A 25,115-nucleotide genomic window follows, 5' to 3' on the forward strand; every position below is an offset into this window, starting at 1 on the left:
ATGCACAACATGACGAAACGATTGTATAAAAGTCGCGCGGCACTTAATGTGCTGGCTAACGGCATCGAGAATGCGAAGGAAGTTTTCGATGCCGCAGAAGGGCATGTCCTTGTCGGTATCCTCTCCAAGGACTATCCGACCGTGGAAGCTGCCGTTACCGCGATGAAGCGATATGGGGAAGCAATCGATGACGCGGTCTCGATTGGACTCGGGGCCGGGGACAATCGGCAGGCGGCCGTCGTTGCACAGATCGCGAAGCATTACCCAGGCACGCATATTAATCAGGTTTTCCCGGCAGTTGGCGCTACACGTGCGAATTTAGGAGAGCGAGACAGCTGGATCAACAGCCTTGTTTCTCCTACAGGACAAGCAGGCTACGTGAATATTTCGACAGGACCTTTTAGCGCAGCACAGCCGGAGCAGGCCATCGTGCCTGTGAAGACGGCAATCGCACTCGTTCGCGATATGGGCGGCAATGCGCTCAAATATTTTCCGATGAATGGATTGAGTCGTGAGGATGAATTGCGAGCTGTTGCGAAGGCTTGCGCAGAAGAAGGGTTTGCACTCGAACCGACAGGCGGCATCGACATGGACAATTTCGAGCCCATACTGCGCATTGCGCTTGATGCGGGCATACCGCAGGTTATACCGCATGTCTATTCGTCGATCGTAGACAAAGCAACCGGCAAGACGAATGTTGAGGATGTTCGCATGCTGCTCGAGATCATGAAGAAGTTGGTCGATCGCCATGGGTAATCGCACTCGTGTCGCCGCTTTCGGCGAAGTCATGATGCGTCTGCAAGTGCCGGGCTATGAATTAATGTCGCAGTCGGATCATCTGCGCTATTCGTTCTCCGGCACCGGCGTGAACGTAACCTCTGCACTGGCTCGATTCGGATATGACAGCAGCCTCATATCGAGGCTGCCGGACAATGCACTCGGAGAAGCGGCCGCGGCGAATTTGCGCAAACTGGGTTTGTCGTTAGATTTCGTAGGGCGAGGCGGCAGTAACCTTGGCATGTACTTCCTTGAGAACGGATTCGGCGCGAGGCCGGGTCGTGTCACCTACGCCAATCGGCAGGAGAGCAGCTTCAATACGGCTCCGCTCGATGCATATGATTACGACGCTATCGCTGCACGAATCGAGCTCGTTCATTTCTGCGGGATCACACTGGCGATGAACGATAATGTGAGACAGCATATGGTTCAGCTTGCTAAGGCAGTGAAGGGGACCGGCGGAACGGTCGTCTTCGACTGTAATTACAGGCCGACCCATTGGGGAGATGGAGGTTACGCGAAAGCGAAGCCTCATTACGAACAAATGCTGGAGCTCGCGGATATCGTCATGATGAATGAGCGGGACATGATCCACATTCTCGGCATGTCGACGGACAAAACAGATCGAATGGAGCAGCTAACGGAATTGCTGCCGATGGTGACTCAGCGATACACCGGCCTCTCCGCGATGGCGGGCACGCATCGCACCATTAACGGAGACAACACGCATTCGTTGCGTGGTTTTATGTATAAGAATGGCACTCTGACGGTTGCTTCAGAGCCGCTTACTTTTGCCGTCTACGATCGAATCGGAGCGGGCGATGCATTCGCCGGCGGCATCATTCATGGTGAACTCTCCGCATTCGAGCCGGATCGTACCGTTCGCTTCGCAGCCGCAGCCGCTATGCTCGCTCATACGGTTGCCGGAGATACGCCGATGTCGACGGAGCGCGAGATCGAGCGTGCGATGACGGATCTTGCGAATGGAGACGTGATCCGATAATGAAGCTATCACGCAGTAAGAAGCCATTGTATGTGCAGATCGCGAGCATCGTGAAGGACCGAATTCTGCACGGGGTTTACCCGGTCGGAACGAACATCCCGTCCGAGCCTCAGCTTGAGCAAGAGTTCCGGGTAAGCAAGGTTACGGTACGGAACGCGATTAAGGAGCTGGCGCAGGAAGGGTATGTGGAGACGGGCAGCGGTAAAGGGACGAAGGTCATCCGTAATACGTCCGCTTCCAAGCTGTCTAAGCTGAAACGGTTTACAGAGGTGCTGGTCGATGAAGGGCATCAGATCGCTAAACAATTGCTAAGCGCGGCGCATGTCCCGAGTGAAAAAGGCACGACGGCATATCAGTTGTTCGGTGAGCGATGCTTGCGAGTCGAGCGATTGTACCAACTGAACGGCGAGCCTTACATTCATTACACGCATTACTTGTTGAGTCGGGCCGCCGGCATCGAGTTGTCTGACCTAGGTGCGCAGTCGCTGTACGACTTGCTGGAAGAACAGCGTATTACAATCAGCAAGTACCGGGATGAATTCTCCGTATCTTCGGCGGTGTCTGATTCCGTCACGACTGCGCTGTCAATCGAAGCGGGAACACCGCTGCTTAAGAGGTCGCGCTATGCGTACGACGAGAGTGGCGAATTAATCGAATACAGCGAAGGTTACTACCATACCGAACGGCATCACTACGTCGTCAACTACGACGTATAAGCAACATGTGATTGTTGCAAGAAATGCAACAATTGACCTCTCTGGAGGCTGAATTTGATCTGATATTGCAAGAAATGCAACATTTCCAAGATAAATAAAGACTAAAAGAGCTCTGGCCACAAAAATGTTGCATTCCATGCAGCATTTTCGTGACCAGAGCTCTTTTGACGTAGAAATGTTGCAGAAAATGCAGCATTAATCGTCGTGCTCGATGGGCTGGCATGGCGTTGCAAATGCGGCACAAATGGCTCCCGTATCAAAATGGAAATTTACCACGCTTCATCCGGTAAGATAGAGGCCCGCCAAGCCTCTCTTTTGCTAACGCAAGGAGAATTTATCAAAATACTCGATAAATCGAGTAGCTGTTATAGATAGCGGCATGTTGCGCATAATCATAATCCCCACTTGAGAAGGCGGCAGAAGCACGTCCAGCTTAATTTCGAATAGAGAGCCCTCTTCGAGCTCCTTCTTCACAAATTCCCTTGTGACGTAGGAGATACCAAGTCCACGCTTCGCGAACTCAATCAGAAGATCCACGCTGCCGACTTCAATTTCAGGCTTAAGGGTGTAGCCGTAGTTTTGGAATAATTCCGTGATCGCCATTCGTGCCCGGCTATTGCGTGAGAACAGAATCAGATGGTGCTGAAGCAGCATCTCCAGCGAAAGAACGGTCTCCTTCAGATCGGCGTAACGAGCTCCCGCAACAAAACAATCCTGCAGCTGAATACTCTCCCTCACCTCAAGCTGAGGATCCACAATCGGCATTCGGACAACGCCTAGATCTATTTTGCCTTCTTTAAGAAAAGATATTACCTCGGGTGTCGTCCCATGATTCAGATGAAGCCGGATGCCGGGATGCTTGCGATTAAAGTCCTCCAAATAAGGAAGCATGTAATGCTTGAACAGGGAGTCGCTGCCGCCGATTCGCAGCTCGCCGCTGTCGAGATTTTTAAGTGCGGCCATTTTCTCTTCGGCTATTGAGATCAAGATATGGGACTGCTCGATATAGGAATACAGCAAAGAACCTTCTTGTGTAAGCGCAACTCCTTTCGAATTTCTGTAAAACAGCGTAATGCCAAAGCTGTCTTCCAGCTGTTTGATCGCATGACTGACGCTTGGTTGGGTAATATAAAGTGCCTTAGCGGCTTGAGTTAAGCTGCCCGTCTTCGCGGCCCAATAAAAAACTTTATACAACTCATAATTGTTGGTCATAGACGTGGTCTATAGCTCCTCTGAAATATATGTATTACTTGTATAGATGCAATTCGTATTATAGTGGAAGTACAGAAGAGATACCAGCGTTTAACTGGAAGGAGTATGGACAAATGGAACCGACTACGTTTGTACTGTTTGGCGCAACCGGTGATTTAGCGAAACGAAAAATATATCCGGCATTATATAACTTATTTATCGATGGGAAACTGTCTGAAGCTTTCACATTAATTGGTCTTGGCCGAAGAGAGCTGTCTAACGAAACCTTTCGGTCGAATGTCGAGAAATCGCTTCGTACCTATTCGCGACGTAAGGTAGTAGAAGATCCTGCCTCGCTGGAGCGTTTTCTGGAAGCATTCCGCTACAACGTACTGGATGTGGGCCGAATTGAAGATTACCGCAATTTGCTGAACCTCATCGAACAGCGGGAACAGCAGCTTCACGTTACGAAACCGAATCGGATGTTTTATTTGTCAGTGGGGCCGGAGCATTTCGAAACCATTGCCGCTAATATCCAGGCTAGCGGACTTGGGGCTGCCCAGAAGCGCCTCGTGATCGAGAAGCCTTTCGGCTATGATTTGCAATCTGCTCGGGATTTAAATGAAAAGCTGAGCAAAGCTTTCGCGGAAGAAGAAATTTTCCGTATCGATCATTATCTCGGCAAACCGATGGTTCAGAAGCTCGAGATTCTGCAGCAGTCGAACCCGGTCCTTCAGGCGTTATGGACCAACCGTTACATTGCGAATGTGCAAATTACGGCCAATGAAACGGTCGGTGTGGAAGAAAGAGCCGGTTATTACGATCATGTAGGTGCTGTGCGCGACATGTTCCAGAACCATATGCTGCAGCTTCTCATGATGCTGGCAAGCCATCTTCCTAATCACAGCGACTCCGAGATGGTCCGCTTCAAGAAGAAGAAGGTCATGGAAGCACTTGAGCCGGTGCAGAAACAGGAAATCAGCGCGAGCATTATCCGCGGACAATACAAAGCCGGAACGATTCAAGGGAAGCCTGTTGTCGGTTACCTAGATGAACCTGGAATTGCAAGTACATCCATGAACGATACGTTCATTGCGGCTCGATTGCAGATCGATGATTACTTCTGGCGCGGCGTTCCTTTCTATATACGAACAGGCAAACGCATGAAAGAGAAATCAACTCGGATTGTGATTGAGTTCAAGGAGCCGTTAAAGGAGACTTCCAAGGAGGCGCAGGCGTATGACCACAAACAAGCGCCTAATCTTCTGGTCTTCGAGATCAGTCCGAACGAAGGCATCGTGCTGCAGCTAAATACAAGGGACCCGCAGCATAAAGGGGAGTTCAAGCCGATTAATATCGACTTCCACGCCAGCCAAGACGACACGCCGGAAGCGTATGAGAACTTGATTCATGATGCCCTGAACGGCGACCCTAAATTCTTCGCGCACTGGGACGAAGTAGAACTGTCCTGGCAATGGGTGCAGCCGATCTTGGATGCTTTCCAAGCGAACACGGTTCCGCTTTATCCTTACGAAGCAGGCACTTACGGACCAGCTGCATCCGATGCGCTATTAGCAGAGGATGGATATCACTGGTGGTTCGATCAACATACAGAACATGTGAATGAAACACAAGAAGAGGAAGGGGAACACTATGCTTACATCACAAACAATTGAACAACTCGCAATCGATACGATCCGCACTTTATCCATTGACGCTATTAACAGCGCGAACTCCGGTCATCCGGGATTGCCAATGGGCGCTGCGCCGATGGCTTACGCATTATGGTCCAAGTCATTAAATCACAATCCAAGCCATGCTAAATGGTTTAACCGCGATCGTTTCGTTTTATCTGCGGGCCATGGTTCCGCTTTGTTATATAGCCTTCTGCATTTGTCCGGTTATCAGGTTTCGATCGATGATCTCAAGCAGTTCCGTAAGCTGAACAGCAAGACGCCGGGGCATCCCGAGTATGGCCATACAGATGGTGTCGATGCGACGACAGGCCCGCTTGGACAAGGGATTTCGATGGCAGTCGGCATGGCGATGGCTGAAGCGCATCTTGCGTCTAAATACAATCAAGAAGGTTTCCCGGTTGTCGATCATCATACGTATGCACTCGTTGGAGACGGCGACTTAATGGAAGGCATTTCTTATGAGGCCATGTCGATGGCCGGACATATGAAACTGGGCAAGCTAGTCGTATTGTATGATTCTAACGACATCTCCTTGGATGGAGCGCTAAACCTTTCCTTTGGAGAGAATATTCAGAAGAGAGCGGAGTCGGCGAACTGGCAGTATATCCGTGTGGAAGACGGCAATGATATTACACGAATTGCTGCAGCGATCGAAGCGGCTAAGCAGAATGAAACGCAGCCAACCTTGATCGAGGTTCGGACGATTATTGGTTACGGCAGTAAAGTAGCGGGTACAAACAAAGTACACGGCAATCCGCTCGGCAAAGAAGAAGCCATAGCAACGAAGAAAGTATATGGCTGGGAGTACGAGGAAGAGTTCACGGTTCCGCAAGATGTGAAAGCTCATTTCGAACAGCTGAAGCGTAATGGGGAGGCCAAAGAAGAAGCGTGGAACCAATTGCTTGCTTCCTATAAAGCCGCATTCCCGGCACAAGGCCAAGAACTCGAGCAAGTGATCGACGGCGGAGTATCAATTGCTGCAGCAGATATTCTAACATTTGATTCTGCTAAGACGGTATCAACGCGTATTGCAAGCGGAAATGCGATCAATCATTTTGTGAAAACCGTACCTGCCATCTTCGGCGGAAGCGCGGATTTATCGCACTCGACAATGACGGATATCAGCGGCGAGCAAACCTTCGCTGTAGGGTCGTACTCGGGACGGAACATCTACTTCGGCGTTCGTGAGCATGCGATGGGCGCAGCCGGCAACGGTCTGGCTCTTCATGGAGGCGTTAAACCATTTGTCAGCACCTTCTTCGTATTCAGCGATTATTTGCGCCCGGCTATCCGTCTGGCGGCGCTGCAGAAGCTGCCTGTAACTTATGTATTTACTCATGATTCCATCGCAGTCGGCGAAGACGGGCCTACGCATGAGCCTGTTGAGCATCTGGCAGCACTGCGTACCATTCCTGGCTTGACCGTCATCAGACCGTCGGATGCCAATGAAACAGCAAGTGCATGGGCATATGCGCTGCAGCAGAAGGAAGGTCCGGTTGCGCTCATCTTGAGCAGACAGAACCTGCCTGTATATGAAGCGACCAAGGGCAATATTGATGCGGTAGCAAAAGGAGCTTATATCCTAGCTGAAACGAACGCTCAGCCGGATGTCATCCTAATTGCAACGGGTTCGGAAGTTTCCCTTGCCGTAAACGCCAAGGCTGAGCTCGAACAGGAGAATATCTCCGTTCGCGTAGTTGCAATGCCGAGTAGAGAGCTGTTCGATCGTCAATCCGCAGCCTACAAGGAAAGTGTTCTACCTGCTGCTGTGACGAAACGGGTGTCCATTGAAGCCGGCATCTCGTTAGGCTGGGAACGCTACACGGGACTAAGCGGCAAGAATATATCGATCGATACATTCGGTGCATCAGGTCCGGGTACAGAAGTGTTAGCGTACTTTGGATTCTCCACGGAAAATGTAGTTCGTCAAACGAAACAATTGCTGAACTAATAAGCTGGTAATTATCTACTATCAACACCATAACTGGAGGTCGTAAACATGAAATTTTTTATCGATACTGCCAATGTAGAAGATATCAAGAAAGCCTACAAAACCGGCGTCTTGTCCGGCGTAACAACGAATCCTTCCTTGGTCGCCAAGGAAGGCGTGAAGTTCGAGGATCGCATTGAAGAAATTTTAAAATTAGTGCCTGAGGTCGAATCCGTATCGGCCGAAGTCACGCCTGACGCTCTTACTGCCGAAGAAATGATCGCGCAAGCGAATGAGCTGATCAAGATCAATAATAACGATCCTAACATCACGATCAAGCTCCCGATGACGCTTGCAGGCTTGGAAGCTTGCCGTTATCTCACGAAGAAAGGCGTCAAAACGAATGTAACGCTGATCTTCACCGTGAACCAAGCGCTTCTGGCCGCTCGTGCAGGCGCAACTTATGTGTCTCCGTTCCTTGGCCGCTTGGACGACATCTCCGAAGACGGTGTTCTATTGGTCGCTAAGGTTGCTGAATTGTTCCGTATTCATAACCTGGATGCGCAAATCATCGCTGCTTCTGTCCGCCATCCCGATCACGTTACTCGCGTAGCGATGGCAGGCGCGCACATTGCCACGATTCCATTCTCGGTCATCGAGCAAATTTCCAAGCATCCGCTGACGGATCAAGGCATGGAGAAGTTCGCTGCCGACTGGAAGAAAACTGCACAGCTGTAATCGATCGTAAGGCCACTCCTCGGAGTGGTCTTTTTTTTGTTGCTGAGTAGAAAGTTTGACTACATTTATGTAAAAACCCCATACCATTCGTAATGGTTCTGGCCCTACACCGCATGTTACGATTTGCCTGTCAGTACATTCATCAAACGGGGGGCTATTACCTTTGAAATCAGCATTGCTCGCCCGAACCAACGGCATGAAATTATCTACGATTCTTAGCATATTTGTCGTGTTCATCGTCATCATTCCAATTACGCTCAGCAGTATCTTTGTTCTACGTATGTACAAAACCGATGTCATTAATCAAGCTACCGAAAGAACGCTTCAATCCTCACAAACCGTCGCTTATGCGACGAAACAGGAAATTAACAAAATGATCAGCATCTTCGCGGCAATCAGTATGGATCCGGATGTACTTACCACTGCATCTGAGATCAACAAGACCACCTCCGTGGAAAGACAAACGAATATCAGCATGCTGCATAAAATTCTCAACAAGCATACGTCATCTATCATGTCGGATGTTCTCTCTGTTAAATTTTTCTTCAAGAAGGCGGGTACCTACACCTATCTAAGCAATATGGAAGGCAATGAAAGGACGATACGCAATGCGGCTTGGTATCAACTGGCGTTGAATAAGCAGGATAAAGTTCATTTTCAGGGGTTGCAGCCTATAGTCGTTCATAGCGAGAAGCTGCTTACCAATATCATGACGGCTTCTTTCTCACCAAGCGCATTTAATATTTTGTCAGACGTTGAAGTGATTTATTTTGCATTCAATGGAGGCGAGTTCGACAATATCCTGCTTCAGGATACGAATCGATCATCGAAAGTATTTCTGGTAGATGGTGACGGATCCATTGTGACCTCGAATCAGCAGCAGGAGCAGCGGGGAGAATCGTTGGGGCCAATGCTTCAGAAGCTTACGGGAAAATGGGGGCATTTTCTGAAGACAATCGATGGGAAGAAGATGCTGGTCACATACGCCAATGTCGGTGAAGCCGATTGGACAATCGTGAATATAACGCCATACAGCGAGTTAATCGTCAATTATAAGAAAGTGAACAAAATCATTCTGCTTGCCGCGATGCTGATCATGGTGTCGCTTGGTGCCGTAGCGATTTATTTTGTACATAATGTCACGAAGCCGATCCACCGACTCATGCGTCAGATGTCGCGTGTCATGGATGGTGATTTATCTACGCATGCACATGCCTCCGGAAGTCTGGAGCTGCTGACTCTTGGCAATACGTTCAATCATATGATTGTGAAGATTCTACAGCTGATGAAGCAGCAGGAAGTACAAGAACGAGCGAAACGAATGGCGGAATTCTCGGTGCTGCAATCGCAAATTAATCCGCATTTCTTAATTAATACCCTAAACGCGATTAAGCTGATGGCGCTAATTAGTAAAGCGGACAATATTCAGAATATGACGAACTCGCTGATGCGGCTATTGTCATCATCGTTTAACCGCGGTGGGCGGCTGGCGAGGCTCTCTGATGAAGTAGAGAATTTGAAGCATTACTTGTCCATTATGGAAATCCGTTATGGGAATAAGTTTGATACGTTTTGGGAGATCGAAGAACGTGTGAAGTCCTTGTACGTGCTTAAGCTGCTCTTGCAGCCGATTATTGAGAATAGCCTGATCCATGGATTGAATGGAAAGGATCACGGCGGCATCATTTATATCTCGGCAGGCATGAAGGATGAGATGCTTCAGGTTTGCATCGAGGATAACGGGGTTGGCGTGACGGATCAAGCGCTCGAGAGCTATCGCAGGCAAGCGGAAGAGCCTGTCAAAGATCGCAGCTATAGCGGAATGGGGATATTGAACGTACATCAGCGCATTCAGCTTCATTATGGGAAAACGTACGGGCTTCATATGGAGGCGAGTGCAAGAGGCGGTACGCGCGTCATGCTGCTCTTGCCTGTCATAAGCAATTCTGATGAAGACGAGATCATCTCGGCGTAGAATGGTTCAAAAAAGATCATGTTTACCTTAACAACAATCATTTGGATGCGGTTACATGGCGGTTATTATGAAGAAGGTTGAATAACAACCGTAGATAAACATGACAAACGGAGGGGTAAATCAATGCGTAACAATAAGCTTTATCTTGTATTGCTCGTGGTATGTATGTTTGCAGTAGCGATGTTGACAGGCTGCGGGAGCAGCAAAGAGAACAACACGAACACGGGTAATAATACGACAGCTGCCGCTGAGTCTAACGCAGAAACAGACACAGCTAAGCCTGTTAAATTAAAGCTCGGCATGTGGGAAGCCAAAACAGATATCGCGTTCTGGACAGAGAAAGTGAAAGAGTACACCAAACTTAAACCGAACGTTTCCATTGAAGTGGAAACGATCCCGGATAACAGCGGTCAATATATGAAGGTGCGTCTTGCAGCTGGCGACCTGCCTGATCTGATGTACCTGAAACCGGCTCACTTCCAAATCTATAAAGATTCGTTGCTTCCGCTTGATGAGCTGCCTGTAGTGAAAACCAATAAATTCCCAGGCGTGATCGACGGTAAAACGCTGGGATTGCCTCTGGTATCGTTCTCTGAGTATGTTTACTATCACCCTAGCATCTTCGAAGAGCTGAATCTGCAAATTCCGCAAACGATGGATGAGTTCATTGACGTGCTCGAGAAAATCAAAGCCAGCAATGAATATATTCCGCTTGCAATTGGCGGTAAGGATGACTGGACGTTCTATCCATTCTCTGAGTTTGGTCCTCATATTCTATCCAAGGATGAGCAATACCAAGCGAACTTGGCTACTAATGCAGAGCCGTTCGGTGCGGGCTCTACCTTCGAAACGGTTGCAAACATGATCAAGAAAATCGCATCAGATAAATTGGCAGGACCGGATGCACTAGGCATTGGTTTTGACCAAGCAACCCAGCTGTTCCAAGCCAAACAAGCAGCAGTTATAGCATTAGGACAATGGTATTATGCAGATCATCTGGCGAAGGTGGGCAACGACGACGACCTTGCCGCATTCCCAATGCCTTGGAGAACTTCTGCCAGCGATCCGCTTCCGAATATGACTCTGGCTGATCAATACGTTTCCATCAACAAAAATTCCGCGAACGTGGAAGAAGCGAAAGCATTCATGGAATGGATGTTTAGCCCGGAAGTTTACCAACCTTATATCAACGAGCTGAAAAATACATCTACTGTTGAAGGTGTAACTTCAGACCTTCCGTTCTTTAACAAATCGAACGAGGCAGCTCCTTTTGTTCCGTTTATCTATGATGCTACAGATGAGAGATACGCGAAAGTAAAAGCAGCTGCGCAATACGACGAGAAGAAAACAGCAGCAGACATTTTTGCCGGCAAAACGGTAGAAGATGTTGAGAAAACGTTGAATGGCAACTGGAAGAAAGCCGTAGAGTCGATTAAATAACTGGATACCTGCTGATGAGGGTACTTGGGGTCAAACCATGTACCCTCTCTTCTTCAACAAAGCAGCAAGTTAGAAAGAGCATGATAGAGAGATGCGGTTACCTTGCAGGAGGGATGAGAATGAATTACCAGGCACAGCAAAAATGGGTTATCTTCGGCTTTTTATTCATTCCTGTTTCATTGCTGTTATTGTTTTTGGTTTATCCGACCTTACAATTGTTTCACTATAGTGTTACGAATTGGGATGGGTTTAGCGCCACGAAGAGCTATATTGGCTTTGATAACTATAAGCAGGTTTTGTTTTCGATGCCGGATGTATGGAAATCGATTAGCAATAATGGCATTTATTTTCTGGTGCATACGCTGTTTATTCCTTTGGAACTCATGGTTGCCGTTCTATTAAATCGGGCCATACGCGGAAGCTCGCTGTTCCGCTTCACTATACTTATGCCTTATGTCGTTAACGGCGTAGCTGTTGCTTATATGTTCAGTTACATCTACTATCCCATCAACGGACCGCTTAATAGCTTTTTAACTTCCGTTGGACTCGAGAGCTGGATTCATGGTTGGCTAAGTGATTTGAAATTAGTGAATTACTCGCTGGTGGCTGTTTCCTTATGGCGTTTCTGCGGGGTGCACGTCATATTGTTCCTGGCAGGTCTTCAATCGATTCCACAGGATTTATATGAAGCAGCCTCGATTGATGGAGCGAATTTCTGGAAGAAGCAGCGTTATATCACATTCCCTGGTATTCGCCGGGTTGTTGAGATCATCCTATTCATGAATGTTACCGGTGCCTTGCTTCAATTCGATATTCCGTTTGTCATGACAGGCGGGGGACCCGGTGTGGCCAGCAGCACATTTGGCTTATTCTCCTTATTCACAGCCTTTAAATTCAATAATTTCGGTTTAGCATCGGCCATGGCCGTAGTATTGTTGATCCTGATCATCGTGTTCTCCTCGATACAGAATTGGATCATCAAGGACAGGAGTGGGAACTGATATGTCCAGTTGGAGACGGAACTTACCGGGAAATGTGTTCTATTATACGATGTTCGCACTCATCTTCGTAATTGTGTTTGTTCCGATTGTGCTCGTTGTATTCGGAGCCTTCAAGACGAGAACGGAGCTGTTTCAGACAACACCTTTGGCGCTGCCCGGAAGTTTCTTGAATTTCAGCAATTTCAAGCTGGCGTATACGCAAGGTGATATGCTGCGAGGGTTGTGGAATACGACTGTCATTGCTTTCATCACGCTGTGCGGCAATGCCATATTAGGTACGATGACTGCTTATATCCTGAATCGGTTTCAATTTAAACTAAAGAATGTTGTGTACGCCCTGTTTCTGGTCGCCATGATTATTCCCGCTTATACAACTGAAATTGCTCGTTTTCAAATCATTCATACGATTGGTATGTATGATTCATTGCGAGCTCCGATCTTAATTTATATAGGTACGGACATCATGCAGATTTATATTTACATGCAGTTTCTCGAGAAAATTTCAAACCAGCTTGATGAAAGTGCGATGCTGGATGGAGCATCCTATGTGCGGATCTTCCGCTCCATTATATTTCCGTTACTTCTTCCTGCGACCGCGACGCTTGCGATTCTGAAGAGTGTAACCGTCATGAATGATGTCTATATTCCATTTCTGTACATGCCTTCGAAGGAGCTTGTGACGATGTCGACGGCACTGATGAAATTTGTTGGTGCACGGGGCTCTGATCTATCCGCACTTTGTGCCGGTATTGTGCTCGTGCTGATTCCAAGCGCAGCGGTATACATCACGTTCCAACGGTTTATCTTTAAGGGTCTTATGGACGGTGCCGTGAAGGGATAATCCTAATCATAGGTGGGGAGGAACAAATAAGATGATCAATCTGATGATTGTGGACGATGAGCCTTTAGTCAGACTCGTATTGCGTCATATGATCACCTCTCAACATGCGGATATTCACATCGTCGGAGAAGCATCTGACGGTCAAGAAGCGATTCACTTCATTGCGCAGCATCCTGAAATTGATATCGTTTGCGTGGATATTCAGATGCCCAAGATGAACGGATTACAATTTCTTATACAGCTGGGTCAGCTTGAGCTGACGAAGCCGGTATATCCGATCGTATTAAGTGCATTTCATGATTACGATTACGTGAGGGAAGCGTTTATTAACGGGGCCAAGGATTATATGCTCAAAGCAAACATGGATGAAGCCACTCTTGCGCCAATTCTGTCTAAAGCCGTGAATGAAGTCATGAAGCATAAAGAGGCAATCCCCGTGGAAGAAGCGGCGGCTGACAGGAGTCCGACCGTAAGTGCTGAGAAGAATTTGGAGCCCTTGCTTATTTCCCTGTTTAACGATGAACAACTGGAAACTTCTGCTCGCAGTGAAGCCTTTGCTGAGCTGAAGTGCCTGCTTGGTGAAGTGAATCTTGTTGCGGCTTCGGTTAAATTGTCACAAGCTCATGTAACGGACAGCTCTGCGAGATTTATTAAACAAACCATTCGGACAGTCATGGAGTCCCAAGCTATCCCAGCTGTAATTCTGGATCGACATCCGCGTGAGTACACCTTGCTGATGGCGTTTCCCCATCATCGCAGCGAGACGTCTGCGCGTGAAAACATCCATGGTGTATTGACGACAGTAAGCGTACGTTTAAAGCAATTTATGAATGTTTCTGTCTCCATTGGAGTCAGCGACTGGGGCAGGAGTTCATGGGAATGGATTGCTTTGGCGGAGCAGTCGTCTAATGCCGCAGAGCTGTGTTATTATCGCGGGTTTGATAAAGTTTTTTTTCCTGAAGCTATACCGGTATCCAAACAAACGCCGGAGCAGCTTGTGCGTTTACAATCCTTCCTGGGGCAGTTACGGATTGCAAGGGCTGATGTGGTGAAGGGTCTTACTATATCGGATGCCGTACATTGGCGAATGCGGTATACCCAATTTCGTATGCTGCTCTTGCAGGCTGCTGAAAGTTTGAAACCCGAAGTCATTAAATCGGAGTTTACCGAGATGATATGGGAAATTGGCGCGATCCTCTATCCGAGTGGACTGCGTTGGCAGCAGCTCCAGGAGGAGGTTAGTAATCCACTGGACTTTATCGGGCAGTTTGACACGATGAGGGGCATTTCGGAATGGATGGAGGGCACGCTGGGCCGAATCCATGACTTGATTCATGAGCATGCATGCAAGCAGCAGGAGAGATATTCACTTCCTGTCGCGAAAGCAAAAACGTTCATAGACAAACACTTTTGCGAGGATATAACGCTCCCGTCAATCAGTCAAATGGTAGGCGTCAGTGGGAGCTATCTAAGTAAACAGTTTTCCAGGGAAGTCGGAAGCAGTTTCATTCAATATTTGACGAAGCTGAGAATTGAAGAGGCGAAACGATTAATGGGAAGCGGGCTGAAAGTTTGCGAGGTGTCCGATCGGGTCGGTTATATGAATCCGGAGCATTTCAGTCGTATTTTCAAAAAAATAACAGGTCACAGTCCGAAGGCACATCGCGGAGTCTCGATGATCGTATAAGCGAAATGGATACTCTAATGGTTATTTTCTCTTGTTTTGCTAAGGGAAACTAATAATTAGAGTTTTTTTGCGAAATAAAACACGAAAAATAACAAAAAATATCATTTTTTTATCAATAATCATCATTTGAATGCGTTTTCATCATCTGTAAGATACAAAGTATCGTAGGAAACTCGTGGATGGGGGGTGCATTTAAGAAGTGCGCGTATCAAGCAAGGAGTACATAGCTGTTCACACAATCCTTAGCGGGCCGCAAGGCAACTGACAATGGAGGTCATGAATTTGAGGTTATTGAAGAAGACGATCAGTTTGATCACAACGGCGACACTTGTTTTCTCATCGGGAATCATCCCGATGCAAGGGATTGCAAATGTACTGGGCAGCACGGTTGCTCAGGCCGCGCAAGTCGATCAAACCTACAATTCCAACTTGGATGATGCGAGTACCTGGCTGCAATCCGGAACCGCAGCGATTACATCGGCAGGCGGCAAACTGACCATCAGCGAGCCGACAAATGATGGTTCCTACCAAAATTTTATCATCGATTCCAACTCGCCTGCAGTTGCAGATGGAGATTATACGGCTACCCTTACTACGAAATCCGGTTCACAAAACCGTTATGGAATCGTAGTTCGCTATATTGACGCTAATAACTGGGTTTACCTGGGTAATGAACCCGGCGAAGGCTGGTTCATGAATTGGAAAAGCGATGGCACGGAAGATTGGTATGGATACTTCGGGGCTGACTTTCCGATCGCTGCCGGGACTCCTGAGGTTGGCGTTCCGCTCAAACTAAACATCAAGTATACGGGCAAAGATTTTGTCGTGTCTATTAACGATACTCAGGTGCTGGATAGCAAGGAGGCGCCTGACTTCGAGGAGAAGTCAGCCTCCATCCCAACGGCAGCAGGTAAAGAAGGGGTAATCTCCTTCAAATGGACGCATAACTTTGAAGTATCTGCTTCCACGCTGAAGTATATCCAAGATACGGCAGCACAGCCGAAGTTGAATACGTATACGAACAATTTCGATACGGGCACGGATGCCAATCTCGCTGACAATGGGACTGATAAGTCAGATACGGCTATCAGTGGAGTAACCTCTTACTCCGGAATGAGCGGGAAGTTTCTGGCCGCTCAGCAAACCGGTAATAACGTCTTCTATTTCAGCGATATGCCCGATATTGCGGATGGTACCGTTGAAATGAAATTCGGTATCGATGGCGGAGCAGCCGAACAATTCTGCCCTGCCGTAAGGGTGAAGGATGCCTCGCATTATTCCTTGGTCTGCCGAGATCCTAACGGATGGCTTTGGGATGGGTTTAATGGTTCCGCAGAAGTATGGGGAACAACCCAGAATAAAGCGGAGTCCCTTGTTCCGGGAAAAATCTACACCTTGAAAGAAACATTTGTTGGGGATACGTACGAGATTTATTTGGATGGCAGACTGATTTACTCCTCCACGACGGGCAATAAATTGCCGACAGCTGCGGGTAAAATCGGTTTCCGCTCCTACTTCGGTGCGAAATCTCTCAATATCGATAGTGTGAAAGTTACGGATACGGACAATAACGTTGTCTATGATCGTAACTTTGATAATGAAACAGCGCCGGTTGCCAATATCGGAACGGTGACGACGAACGCCACCTATTCATTGAAGACGCCGCTGCCGGGCTTTGACGGTAGAGTGGTTAAAGTAGTGACAACGGATGGGACAAGTCAAGTCGCGGATAGTAAATCGCCTATGATCAGTAATGGCTCATATAGCGCACGACTTCAGCTTGACGGTACGTACACGGATGCCGGACTTCTGTTCCGTTATCAAGATGAGAGCAATTGGAGTGCCGTAAGAACCGACAGTGACGGGAACTGGAAGCTGGTCGGGATGAATGACGGCACGAATGTAAGCTTTGATTTAACAAGTGCACCGCAGTCTCTCGGCACGACGCCTCATCTAGTGAAAATTGATTACCATGGTGATGATTACTCACTTAGCGTAGACGGGACTGAGCTTTATGCCGGTACGAATCCCGGTTTATTCAGCTCCTATGGCCGCGTAGGCGTATCGACACACGCGGAATCACTCACTACAATACTGGATGAAATGAAAGTAGAGTATGATCAGAACGATCTGTATACACCAGCTAAACCTACCAAGTACGTCAGAGATTATACAGATGGCGTAACGGGAACGTGGAAAAACAATGCCGATGGATCTACTTACTCTCCGGCACCAGTTATTACGGATAATAAGCTCGTGCTTAACAGCTTTTTCGGTGAAATTTATGACAACGATTCCCTTGAAATGCAAGATGGCACTTATACCGTGAAATTTACCACAAGCTCCAGCACGGGCAGGATTGGATTCTATTTCCGATATACATCACCAAGCCAGCCGTTTGCGATGATTTATTATGGCGGCGGCAAGGAGTGGGGATGGCAGACGGATGGGGGTCACTATGGCGTGCTGACGTCGAACGGACCAACATTGCTGCCTGACACCGAATATACAGTGAAAATAAAGTATATCGGACAAAGTGTCAAAGTGTTTGTCAACGATGTACTCGCTGTTAGCGGATCTGCTGACTTCCCTGTAGTAGAAGGCAAAGTGGGTCTGCGAAGCTGGTTTGACGCTAAGAAAATTACGATCAGCAAGTTATCGCAAGAGAGATATATTTCGCCGGTGCCGCCAACAACGGGAACACTGACGCCTATTACAATCACATCGAGCAAATTAAGCGTCGAGCTCGACAATCGTTTCCCGACTGTTCGCAGCTACAGTTGGGTAGGCGGTGAAGTAACCGATACGCTCCAAGGTCAAAGCGACTTCTTGAGTACAGTAAAGATTAACGGGAATGAGAGTTTCGCGACCGTGGTTAGTGCGATGAAAACAGCCAGCGATACTGTAGTTTATAAGCTAAATGTACCTGTAATCGATGATAATACGGAAGCCGTTATCGGCAATGTGGAGTTGGACGTCACCTTCAAGGTTACAAACGGATCCGTTCTTATGAATACGCATATTAATGCGGAGCCGGAAGGTTATAAAGTAGTCACACTGGAGTTCCCGGATCAGAAATTGGTGACCGTCTCCAGCGCGAATCCGAATGCGCAAGGCGCATCCGTATGGATTACCGGGGAATGGAATCAATTCTATGAAGAGTATTATACGAATGATGCGGCATTCGGTCAGAAGCTTGCCGATCAAGAAGCAGACAGTAAGAGCAGAACCTATGGTTTCGTCAGCGATGGCAAACTCGCTGCGACAATCATCAATAATGTTATTAACCAACCTGGGAAAGTGAATATGAATATCGCGGCCGAGAATGGCACTTCGAACAAGCTGCTCTCGATGTGGAACGGACAGTGGAATGTAAGAGGCGACGTCATTGATGACGCGAAATTCCCTCCTAACTATGATTTGTCGTCCGAGATCATTATCACACCGGACAGAAACAACGATAGTACGGCAGATTGGAAAGACGCAGCGATCGAGTACAGAGACAAATGGTCTCAGAATCTCCATCCCGGAGCAGATGAGATCAACAATTATGTATCGTATATCGCAATGAACTTTAACAGCTTAACGCAGGCTCCATTCTTAAGAACATTGGATAATGCGAAGAAACTGTACAATCTGTACGACGGCTTTGGTCAGTTAATCCTTGAAAAAGGCTATCAGGCTGAAGGACATGATGACAGCCATCCGGACGTTGCGGGACACTTTGGTATCCGCCCGGGCGGACTCAAGGATTTCAACACGCTTGTCGATGAAGGGTTGAAATATAACGTTAAAGTCGGCGTTCATACCAACATTGACGGTCAAGACCCGGATGCTTATTATGCGGAAAAAGACAAATGGACGAGCTCGGGTTCCGCCTATGATTGGGTCGATCCGACCTATGGACCGGACCGTGCCCAGGATCTCTCTACAGGTGAACTGGAGAGAAGATATGCACAGCTTAAGCAAGAAGTTCCGAATCTAGCCATGGTTTATGATGATGTTTATAGCGGTGCAGGCTGGCATGCGGATCAGTTCGCGAACATCATCCAGAACAAGCTGGGTTTCTGGTTCGCAACCGAGTTCTCCGGACCAATGGAACAGAACGTCATCTGGACACACTGGGGAACGGACCCTTATTACCCTAGTAAAACAGACGGCAGTATGATCGTTCGTTTCATGAAGAACCAATACCAAGATACGTTCCAAGCGCCAAGTCCGGCAACGAGCGTGCTCCTGAGAGGGATGCTGCAAGCAGGTGTCGGTTCATGGCAGGGCAGAACAGATATGCAGAACGGTATCGATTTGTTCTACAACAACAATCTACTGACGAAATACATGCAGCACTTCCCGATTATGAACCTTACCTATGACAGTACAGGTATGGATCAAAGCGTCGTATTCAGCAACGGCGTAACGGCAACTTTGGATGAGTATCATGCAAGCCCATCCAATGCGAATTTGATTCTCGGTACGGCGTCTCTCAAGAAGAACGGCAAGAAAATTGCTGTTTATGATGTCGTGCTGGACAAAGCGGCTGGCGACACGGGAATCGGACAATTGGATGTTCAGAATCAGAAATCCCAATTGTTCCTGCCGTGGGATCCGCAAAACGAATCGAAAATTTATTATTGGAATCCTATAGGCGGTGCAACGACTTGGGATATGCCAAACAGCTGGAACGGCTTATCCTCGGTTGAAATGTACAAGCTGACGGATACCGGCCGTGTCTGGGAGCGGACTCTTCCTGTTGTGGACGGTAAAGTAACGATCGACAACACAACGGTCGGCGTTCCTTATGTGGTCTATAAGTCTAAAGCTGACGAACAAGGCTCGACGATTCAACAAGCGGGCGAATGGGGCGTTGGCGGACCGGTCAAAGATCCGGGCTTCGACAGCAGCAGCTTCACTTCCTGGCAGAAATCTTCAACCACAAACGCCACTGCAAGTCATGTTACGGTTAAGCATGATTACAACATGAACAACTATGTAAGAATTAGCGGTGTGGACGATGCGACACTTTCACAAACCGTATCCGGCTTAACACCTGGTAAGACCTATACGGCTTCTGTATGGGTGGATATCAATAACGGTACAGGTAGTAATATAGACGATCAAGCTGCCAGCACCACGAATAGAAACGCGTACCTACAAGTGTCTAACTATGGTGGACCTGTGTTGATGAATACGATCAACGCTTCGAAGGTTTTGAATTTGGAAGAGCCTAGTAAATTTAAAGGCACCTACTTCCAACGGCTAGAGGTTGATTTCACGGCAGACCAGTCGGGCAAAGCGACGATTGCTTTGAAGGCAGATGCAGTCACTGCAGCCACATCCAATGTATGGTTCGATGATGTGAGATTGTGGGAAAATCCGGGAAGAACGGATTTTGGCTCTCATTACTTCTATGAGGATTTCGAGAATGTATCGGAAGGACTTGGGCCATTCGCATTCCGGGCAAACAGCGGTAATCAGACTCATCTTGCGGAGAAAGCAAGCGATGGGCTGAAAGCAGCGGATCCGAATGTGAAGCAGCCGATGACGTATGTTATTGATGGCTTGTTCTCCTTAAAGTCGAACGAACAAGATCTCATTAATCGCACAACTTCCGTGCAAGAGATTGCGGCTACATTGCCATCTACGCTGAAGCTTAAAGCGAATACGACGTATAAAGTCGGACTGAAATACGAAGCGAACCAAGCCGGTCTGTATCAGATTTCGGCGAAGTCACGCTCTGGCGGACCGAAACAAAGCGTATTGTTATCTGAAGCAACGGGAACTGGAAAGAGCAATATCCCAGACTGGACATTCCCTATTATTAAATCAACCGGTACAGCCAGTGCTGAGCTGACATTTAATACGGGCAATTACAGCGATTACTACATTGCATTCGAAGTTGTAAGAGCACCAGGTGCTCCAACGTTGTCGGCAATTGATGTAGTCGTGGTTCTGGATGATTTCTTCGTGGATGATCTGGATGCGGTTTCGGCTAATCATGCGCCGGTTATCGGTACGATTGCTCCGATCTCTGTACAGACAGGAGAGACCGTAAGCTTTACTGTTCCGGCTACAGATGAGGATGGGGACGACCTTGCATTCAGTGCTTCGAATTTACCGGCAGATGCAACGCTTGATGCAGCGACCGGCGAATTCCAATGGGCGAACGCAACAGCAGGCAATTACGTCATTACGGTAACGGCTACAGACGGCGAATTGTCGAGCAGTACGGAAGTTACGATTAAAATAACGACTGCGAATGTTGACCCAACACCGTATATACCGCCTACACCGACTCCTCCGACAACAGTCGTAACGGAAGGTCATGTAGCGCTGAAAGCAACGCCGGATGCATCCGGACAAGCAGCGGTGAAGGTAACGGGAGCAGAGCTGCTTCAAGCGGGCGAAGGGAAAACGAAATCCGTCAAGGTAACGGCAGCGGCGGATGTGGTTAGCACAGTCAAAGGCATTGTGTTCCAGCTGCCGGCGCAGCAAGTGAACCGATTGGCAGACGATAAGAAATCGTTGGTGCTGGATGCAGGTCTGGCAACGGTATCGTTCGATGCAGGCATGTGGAACGCGATTATCGGCGATAGCAGCAATGAAGTAGAGCTATCGGTGAAACAGGTCGATGGATCTAGGTTGAACGAGCAAACCAGAGCGCAGATCGGCGATCACATTATATATGACTTTACGCTAACTGTAGACGGTACTAAGGTAAGTCAGTTCAAGAAGAAGGACGTAACGGTTGAACTGCCATACCAGCTGAAAGCAGGAGAGAATCCGAACCAAGTCGTGGTGTACTACGTGAACGACGAAGGCAAGCTGGAAGTGGTGAAGAACGCGAAATATGACAAGAAGACTCAAACCGTCACGTTCTCGCCGGAGCACTTCAGCTACTATGCAGCAGGCTCGTCAGCTATCCAATTCGGAGATATTGAAACGGTAGCGTGGGCGAAGGACAGCATTGAAGCGCTGGCTGCACGCGGAGTCTTGCAAGGCGTTGAGGACAATCGCTTCGCACCGCAAGGGCAAGTGACGCGGGCAGCCTTCATCATGATGCTGATCCAAGCACTGGACCTGCAAGCAGCAGCGGCGGGCACAGAAACAGGGTTCACTGATGTGAAGAGCGGCCAGTGGTACTCGGATGCCATTGCAGCGGCGAAGCAGCTGGGCATCGTAACCGGTAAGCAAGACGGAAGCTTCGGCGTGAATGACAGCATCACGCGCCAAGACATGGCGGTCATCCTCTACCGTGCGCTTCAACTGGCGAAACCGGAAGCTGGCTCAGCAGCATCGTTCACAGATCAAGGCGCAATCTCGGCTTATGCGCAAGAAGCTGTGCTTGCCGTGCAAGAGGCAGGCTTGATGAACGGCCTTGGCAATGGCAGCTTCGCCCCTAAAGGCGAGACTACCAGAGCTCAAGCGGCTGTAACGATTTACCGCGTAATGAATTCCTTGTAAGGAAGAAGAGAACCGCCAATACGTGAACAGACGTATTGGCGGTTTGTTTTATTGGACAAACAACGCATGCAACTGTCATCAAAATGAAGCTTATGTAATATTTCTTAACATTTTACGTTAAATTCGTGATATTTTTTGAAGAATTATTAATTGTGCATAAATATTCATAGTGTTGTAACACGCTCATCTAAACTGCGTTCATTGAACGTAGCTGGCTCATACTCGTATTCCGCGCGGTCTATTTCGGGAGGCCTTTCATTTTGCCTGCCGGAAATTAATAATTCCTGTAACTGGAAACTATAAATTAAAAAAACTAGTAAAACCAACGGTTTCAAAACCTATAAGAAATACTATTCACTCAACTGCTTTAATGAAGTAATCGGTAAACGCGGTGAAGATTATTGTCAAATTGAGGCGCCGCGCCAACGCGTTGAAGCGAATAGTGCCTACTGCATAAAAATACACTCCGCCTACTTTGGGACTATTTTTCGAATGTAGCCGTATGCAACCGATCCATCCAATTCCCCCAACTCATGACATGTTTAAATCTTGTAAATGCAAGACTTCGGTAGATTGGGATGTTAAAAACGCTTTCTTTTATGCTGAAATTCCCCCAATATACTGTAAATGTCAAATCGATTACAATGATTTCGAAGTCAAGCAGCCTAACTGCAGCATCAAATACAAGCGTTCGAAAGGAGTCATTTAATAGGGGATTTGGTCGTTTGAAGGCAAACTTGGTAAAGAAGTTCTAAAGATTTCAGAAAAGGCTATGAATCTCGCGAAAAAGTTTTGAGAAAATTCTAATAGTTTGGTATATTTCAACAAAAGTCAATTTATGTAATCATTTTGTTGAGATCATGGGGAGGAATGAACAAGATGAGGAAGGTATCGAATTGGTTTTCCTGTTTGTCTGTCATCGCTCTTGTTGGAGTAATGTTGGCGGGGTGCAGCGGTAATAACAATGCAAACAACGCCAATACAACAACGAACAACAAACCTGCTAATACAACTGAAGCAACGAACACTACCACAAACACCGACACTACGACTGAAACACCCGCGACTCCTGATCCAAACACGCCTGTAGACGGCGGAACCATGACGATTGGCACATTCTCCGATATCGTCTCTGTAAATCCTATTTATATCAATGACACTTCTTCCGGCGATATTGAAACATTAATCAACGCCAAGTTATACGACGTAGACCGCAATGCCAACCTGGTAGTTGAGCCTTGGTCGATTGCTGCCGAGCTTCCAGTGATCAGCGCAGACGGCAAATCATATACAGTCAAAATCAAAAGCACTGCAAAATGGAACGACGGTCAGCCGCTTACTGCAGACGACGTTCTCTTCACCTTCAACACTGTTAAAAACCCTGATGCCGGCGCACCTGGTATCAGCACAGTCGACAAAATCGATACCATCACGAAAGTCGATGATACGACGATTGAATTCAAACTGAAGCAAGTGTATGCACCATTCCAATACACGCTTGCCAGCTCCCTAGTTCCTTCCCACATCTTGAAGGATGTGCCGGTTAAAGAACTGAGCAAGAACGCATACGGCGTAGATCCAGCGAAAACCGTTACAAGCGGTCCGTGGAAATTCGCCGAGTGGAAACAAGGCCAATACATTACGCTGGAAGCGAACCCGAACTACTGGGGCGAGAAGAAGCCGCACTTGGCTAAGATCATCTACAAAATTTACGCTGACCAGAACACAGAAGTACAAGCCCTGATCAAAGGCGACATTCAAATGTCTCCGGCGATTCCGGTTACCCAAATCGATGCGATTAAGGCGAAAGAGAATCTGAACGTGATTCTTGCTCCGGGTCCTCAATACGAATACGTACAGTTCAACTTTAAGGATGAGAACTTCCCTGATAAATATTCACCGTTCAAAGGTCAGAAGACACGTCAAGCCATTGCTACTGCACTGAACCGTCAAGGTATGGTCGACAATGTTCTTAAAGGAACCGGTAAGCTGATGAACTCGCCATTCCTGCCGGGTTCATGGGCAGATCCGGGTGACCAAGCCGTTAACTACGCTTATGACGCTGAGAAGGCCAAAGCACTTCTGGCTGAAGACGGCTGGGTAGCGGGCAAAGACGGTATCCTTGTGAAAGACGGACACCGCTTCTCCTTCGAACTGCAATACAACGCCGGCAACAGCCGTCGTGAGCAAGTTGCCGCAATCATTCAGCAAAACCTGAAAGATGTTGGCGTTGAAGTAACTCCTAAGGGCATTGACTTTGCAACATGGATCGACCAGAACATCACGCCTGGTAAATTCCCTGCCATTCTGCTTTCATGGTCCTTGTCTAACCCGGATCCGGATGCAGAGAGCATCTTCTCTTCGAAATATTACCCGCCAACCGGCCAAAACGGCGGCTGGTATAAGAACGAAGCAATCGACGCTTTATGGACCAAAGGTCAACTGACTACGGATCAAACAGAGCGCGCAAATGTGTACCATGAAATCGGCAAACAAATCTCGGTTGACCTTCCTTATGTATTCTTGTACCAATATGGTCTTCCGCAAGTTGTAGACGGCACGAAGATCCACTGGGCTGAAGAAGACAAACCGGAATCTGCCCTCGGCTACGGCTACTTGTACCATGCAATCAACTGGTGGGCAACAGAATAGGTTCGA

14 protein-coding genes are annotated in these 25,115 nt (G+C 47.8%); 13 read left to right on the forward strand and 1 reads right to left on the reverse strand.

The features are described 5' to 3' along the window. The 3 genes from dagF to AC0YNS_RS11415 are packed head-to-tail and all read left to right on the forward strand — an operon-like array spanning position 1 to position 2,496. Positions 1-756 carry a 2-dehydro-3-deoxy-phosphogluconate aldolase gene (gene dagF, locus AC0YNS_RS11405; protein ID WP_475781116.1) on the forward strand — a complete coding sequence of 252 codons (756 nt, stop codon included), beginning with the start codon at positions 1-3 and terminating at the stop codon, positions 754-756. Beyond that, positions 749-1,780 carry a sugar kinase gene (locus tag AC0YNS_RS11410; protein WP_475781117.1) on the forward strand — a complete coding sequence of 344 codons (1,032 nt, stop codon included), beginning with the start codon at positions 749-751 and terminating at the stop codon, positions 1,778-1,780. Before dagF ends, AC0YNS_RS11410 begins: the two co-directional genes overlap by 8 nt. Continuing rightward, the gene (locus tag AC0YNS_RS11415; protein ID WP_475781118.1) at positions 1,780-2,496 is read left to right on the forward strand and encodes a GntR family transcriptional regulator; all 717 of its coding nucleotides are present in this window, start codon (positions 1,780-1,782) and stop codon (positions 2,494-2,496) included. Before AC0YNS_RS11410 ends, AC0YNS_RS11415 begins: the two co-directional genes overlap by 1 nt. A 318-nt stretch (positions 2,497-2,814) precedes the next feature. Here AC0YNS_RS11415 and AC0YNS_RS11420 read toward each other — a convergent pair whose 3' ends face one another. Beyond that, positions 2,815-3,708 carry a LysR family transcriptional regulator gene (locus AC0YNS_RS11420; RefSeq protein WP_475781119.1) on the reverse strand — a complete coding sequence of 298 codons (894 nt, stop codon included), beginning with the start codon at positions 3,706-3,708 and terminating at the stop codon, positions 2,815-2,817. A 113-nt stretch (positions 3,709-3,821) separates the two neighbouring features. On the opposite strand from AC0YNS_RS11420, the gene zwf reads away from it, so the two are divergent. From zwf to AC0YNS_RS11470, 10 genes are all read left to right on the forward strand, one after another. Beyond that, positions 3,822-5,363, forward strand: coding sequence for a glucose-6-phosphate dehydrogenase (zwf, locus tag AC0YNS_RS11425; RefSeq protein WP_475781120.1), 1,542 nt, complete (start codon positions 3,822-3,824; stop codon positions 5,361-5,363). Continuing rightward, entirely contained in the window at positions 5,341-7,335 is a 1,995-nt protein-coding gene (gene tkt / locus AC0YNS_RS11430; protein ID WP_475781121.1) for a transketolase, read from the forward strand. Before zwf ends, tkt begins: the two co-directional genes overlap by 23 nt. Before the next feature lie 48 nt (positions 7,336-7,383). Then, positions 7,384-8,052 carry a fructose-6-phosphate aldolase gene (fsa, locus tag AC0YNS_RS11435; RefSeq protein ID WP_475781122.1) on the forward strand — a complete coding sequence of 223 codons (669 nt, stop codon included), beginning with the start codon at positions 7,384-7,386 and terminating at the stop codon, positions 8,050-8,052. A 163-nt stretch (positions 8,053-8,215) separates the two neighbouring features. Continuing rightward, positions 8,216-10,027, forward strand: coding sequence for a cache domain-containing sensor histidine kinase (locus AC0YNS_RS11440; RefSeq protein ID WP_475781123.1), 1,812 nt, complete (start codon positions 8,216-8,218; stop codon positions 10,025-10,027). A 123-nt stretch (positions 10,028-10,150) separates the two neighbouring features. Continuing rightward, positions 10,151-11,467: an ABC transporter substrate-binding protein gene (locus tag AC0YNS_RS11445; RefSeq protein WP_475781124.1), complete on the forward strand. Its 1,317-nt coding sequence runs from the start codon at positions 10,151-10,153 to the stop codon at positions 11,465-11,467. A gap of 119 nt (positions 11,468-11,586) precedes the next feature. After that, positions 11,587-12,468, forward strand: coding sequence for a carbohydrate ABC transporter permease (locus AC0YNS_RS11450; RefSeq protein WP_475781125.1), 882 nt, complete (start codon positions 11,587-11,589; stop codon positions 12,466-12,468). 1 nt (position 12,469) lies between these two features. Next, positions 12,470-13,309 (forward strand): carbohydrate ABC transporter permease, encoded by an 840-nt coding sequence (locus AC0YNS_RS11455; RefSeq protein ID WP_475781126.1) that lies wholly within the window; start codon positions 12,470-12,472, stop codon positions 13,307-13,309. 31 nt (positions 13,310-13,340) lie between these two features. Next, positions 13,341-14,996: a response regulator transcription factor gene (locus tag AC0YNS_RS11460; protein ID WP_475781127.1), complete on the forward strand. Its 1,656-nt coding sequence runs from the start codon at positions 13,341-13,343 to the stop codon at positions 14,994-14,996. Between the two features lie 282 nt (positions 14,997-15,278). Continuing rightward, positions 15,279-22,457, forward strand: coding sequence for an endo-alpha-N-acetylgalactosaminidase family protein (locus tag AC0YNS_RS11465; protein WP_475781128.1), 7,179 nt, complete (start codon positions 15,279-15,281; stop codon positions 22,455-22,457). Between the two features lie 879 nt (positions 22,458-23,336). Beyond that, positions 23,337-25,109, forward strand: a complete 1,773-nt coding sequence (locus tag AC0YNS_RS11470; protein ID WP_475781129.1) for an ABC transporter substrate-binding protein — start codon at positions 23,337-23,339, stop codon at positions 25,107-25,109. Positions 25,110-25,115: the final 6 nt, after the last annotated feature.

The organism is Paenibacillus sp. J22FR21 (assembly GCF_056269135.1).

Excerpts from the sequence above, each read along its gene's own strand:
- dagF (WP_475781116.1), top strand. The coding sequence starts at position 1 with ATGCACAACATGACGAAACGATTGTATAAAAGTCGCGCGGCACTTAAT.
- AC0YNS_RS11410 (WP_475781117.1), top strand. The coding sequence starts at position 749 with ATGGGTAATCGCACTCGTGTCGCCGCTTTCGGCGAAGTCATGATGCGT.
- AC0YNS_RS11415 (WP_475781118.1), top strand. The coding sequence starts at position 1,780 with ATGAAGCTATCACGCAGTAAGAAGCCATTGTATGTGCAGATCGCGAGC.
- AC0YNS_RS11420 (WP_475781119.1), bottom strand. The coding sequence starts at position 3,708 with ATGACCAACAATTATGAGTTGTATAAAGTTTTTTATTGGGCCGCGAAG.
- zwf (WP_475781120.1), top strand. The coding sequence starts at position 3,822 with ATGGAACCGACTACGTTTGTACTGTTTGGCGCAACCGGTGATTTAGCG.
- tkt (WP_475781121.1), top strand. The coding sequence starts at position 5,341 with ATGCTTACATCACAAACAATTGAACAACTCGCAATCGATACGATCCGC.
- fsa (WP_475781122.1), top strand. The coding sequence starts at position 7,384 with ATGAAATTTTTTATCGATACTGCCAATGTAGAAGATATCAAGAAAGCC.
- AC0YNS_RS11445 (WP_475781124.1), top strand. The coding sequence starts at position 10,151 with ATGCGTAACAATAAGCTTTATCTTGTATTGCTCGTGGTATGTATGTTT.
- AC0YNS_RS11450 (WP_475781125.1), top strand. The coding sequence starts at position 11,587 with ATGAATTACCAGGCACAGCAAAAATGGGTTATCTTCGGCTTTTTATTC.
- AC0YNS_RS11455 (WP_475781126.1), top strand. The coding sequence starts at position 12,470 with ATGTCCAGTTGGAGACGGAACTTACCGGGAAATGTGTTCTATTATACG.
- AC0YNS_RS11460 (WP_475781127.1), top strand. The coding sequence starts at position 13,341 with ATGATCAATCTGATGATTGTGGACGATGAGCCTTTAGTCAGACTCGTA.
- AC0YNS_RS11470 (WP_475781129.1), top strand. The coding sequence starts at position 23,337 with ATGAGGAAGGTATCGAATTGGTTTTCCTGTTTGTCTGTCATCGCTCTT.